Annotated in this window: 2 protein-coding genes and 1 pseudogene; all 3 read left to right on the top strand. The window is 70.2% G+C overall.

Annotated features, from left to right (window positions below; genetic code table 11):
- Positions 1 to 333 (top strand): annotated as a pseudogene (locus FJV41_RS52945) (Sec-independent protein translocase TatB); the annotation flags it as partial.
- 39 nt (positions 334 to 372) lie between these two features.
- Positions 373 to 1,578, top strand: a complete 1,206-nt coding sequence (tatC, locus tag FJV41_RS48920) for a twin-arginine translocase subunit TatC (protein WP_141649475.1) — start codon at positions 373 to 375, stop codon at positions 1,576 to 1,578.
- A 14-nt stretch (positions 1,579 to 1,592) separates the two neighbouring features.
- Positions 1,593 to 1,997: potassium channel family protein (locus tag FJV41_RS48915; RefSeq protein ID WP_497812678.1), on the top strand; the 405-nt coding region annotated here is incomplete at its 3' end.

Genomic DNA, 1,997 nt, shown 5'->3' with positions numbered 1-1,997 from the left:
GCCTTCGCGCACTCGCCCGCCCCCCAGGCGCTGCCGCCGGACACGCACCTCGCGCCGCCTGCCGACTCTGTCTCCGAGTCCACGGAGCCCACGCCGGAAGCGCGGCATCCGCGCGCGCCGCTGGGCCTGGATGGCGTGGACCTCCCCGAGCCCGCGCCCTCGCCCGTGTCCGAGCCTGGGGCGCCCACGGCCGTCTCCGAGCCCGTCGCGCCCACCGAGACGCCTTCCTCCACCCCTTCTTCCGACGCCGCCGAGAGCGTGGGCGCGGATGGCCTGCCCCGCCTCGCGCCGCTGCCTGGAACCGTGGCGCGCAACGCGCCGAAACGGAGCTGACCCCTGAGTTCCCAGACTGCCGCTGACTCCGACCTGCGGATGAGCTTGATGGAGCACCTGTCGGAGCTCCGCGGGCGCCTCTTCAAGTGCACCCTGGCCGTCTTCATCCTGGGGACGGTGTCGCTGTTGTTCGCCAAGCCCATCTTCGGCGTGCTGATGCGGCCGGTGCTGGACGCGCTCCCGGAGGGCAACCGCGCCCTCATCTACACGTCCGGCATCGAGGAGCTGAACGTCCTGATGAAGGTGGGCGTGTACTGCGGCATCTTCCTCACCACGCCCGTCATCCTCTGGCAGATCTGGGGCTTCGTCTCGCCCGGCCTGTTCCCGGAGGAGCGGCGCTACGCGGCGCCCTTCGTCATGTTCGGCTCGCTCGCCTTCATCGCGGGCGCGTGCTTCTGCTACTTCGCGGTGCTGCCCTCCATGTTCAAGTTCCTCCTCAACGAGGAGGAGACGCTCGCGTTGGAGCAGCGGCTGGACACGGCCCGACTGCGCGCGGATGACGCCCTGCGCTTCCTGCGCGTGGGCGACGCGGAGCGGGCGGGCGCGCTGGCGAAGGAGACCAGCGCTTCGCTGCGCGCGGATGGAGAAGGTCAGTCACCGGCCCCCGAGCGGGCGCCCTCGCAGTCCGTGGAGCTGAAGTCCCGGCTGGCCGGACTGGGCAAGCTGGTGGACGCGGCGGCGGACGGCTACGGCGTCCAGTCGCGCGGCGTGTTGCGGCAGGCGGTGGAGAAGAAGGTGGTGGCGGTGACGGCCTACGCGAAGCAGGACTACGCGGCGGCGTCGGTGGCCATGGACGAGGCGGCGAGCCTGCTGGCGGGCGTGGCGCCCACGCGCACCGAGGAGCTGTCCGGCCTGTGGAAGCTGGAGAAGGAGCTGTCCGCGGGCGAGGCGCGGCACGAGGCGGCGCGGTGGACGCGGCCCATGCTGACGATGCACGAGCAGCTGTCGCTGGTGCTGCTGCTCATCCTCGCCTTCGGCATCATCTTCGAGCTGCCGCTGGTGATGGCGCTGCTCGGCGTGGTGGGCGTGGTGCAGTCGAAGTGGCTGTTCAAGTACCAGCGCCACGCCTTCGTGGTGTGCCTCATCGCGGCGGCCATCATCACCCCGACGGGTGACGTGGTGAACCTGTCGCTGATGGCGGGGCCCATGTTGCTCTGCTACGAGCTGGGCGTCCTGCTGGTGTGGTTGGTGGAGCGGCGGCGGGCGCGGAACGCGGCCGAGACGGGCATCACCCCAGTGTCGTAGTAGGGTCCGCGACCATGGTGGGCTCCCGCCGGCACTTCCGGGCCAACGTCCGATATCTGCGCGCGCTGCTGCGCCGCTTCCGCACCACGATGGGGCTGGCCGTGGCCCTGTTCGTGGTGGGGCCCTTGATGTTCCATTGGCGCTACAGGGGAGCGGACGGGGACCCGATTTCCTTCGGTGAGGCCCTGCACCACGTCTACTTCCTGCTCTACGGCCAGCCGTCGCTGCCCTACGTGCACGACTGGCTCATCGAGCTTTTGAACGTCGTGATTCCCCCGGCGGGAATCGCCCTGGTGGCGGACGGCGTCGTGCGCTTCGCCTACCTCTTCTTCGCCCGGCACAAGAACGACAAGGAGTGGATTGAAGTGGTCACCGAGACGATGAAGGGCCACGTCGTGGTGTGCGGGGCGGGGCGGGTG

The organism is Myxococcus llanfairpwllgwyngyllgogerychwyrndrobwllllantysiliogogogochensis (assembly GCF_006636215.1).
Classification (GTDB): domain Bacteria; phylum Myxococcota; class Myxococcia; order Myxococcales; family Myxococcaceae; genus Myxococcus; species Myxococcus llanfairpwllgwyngyllgogerychwyrndrobwllllantysiliogogogochensis.
This window is presented reverse-complemented; position numbering and strand designations above follow the sequence as displayed.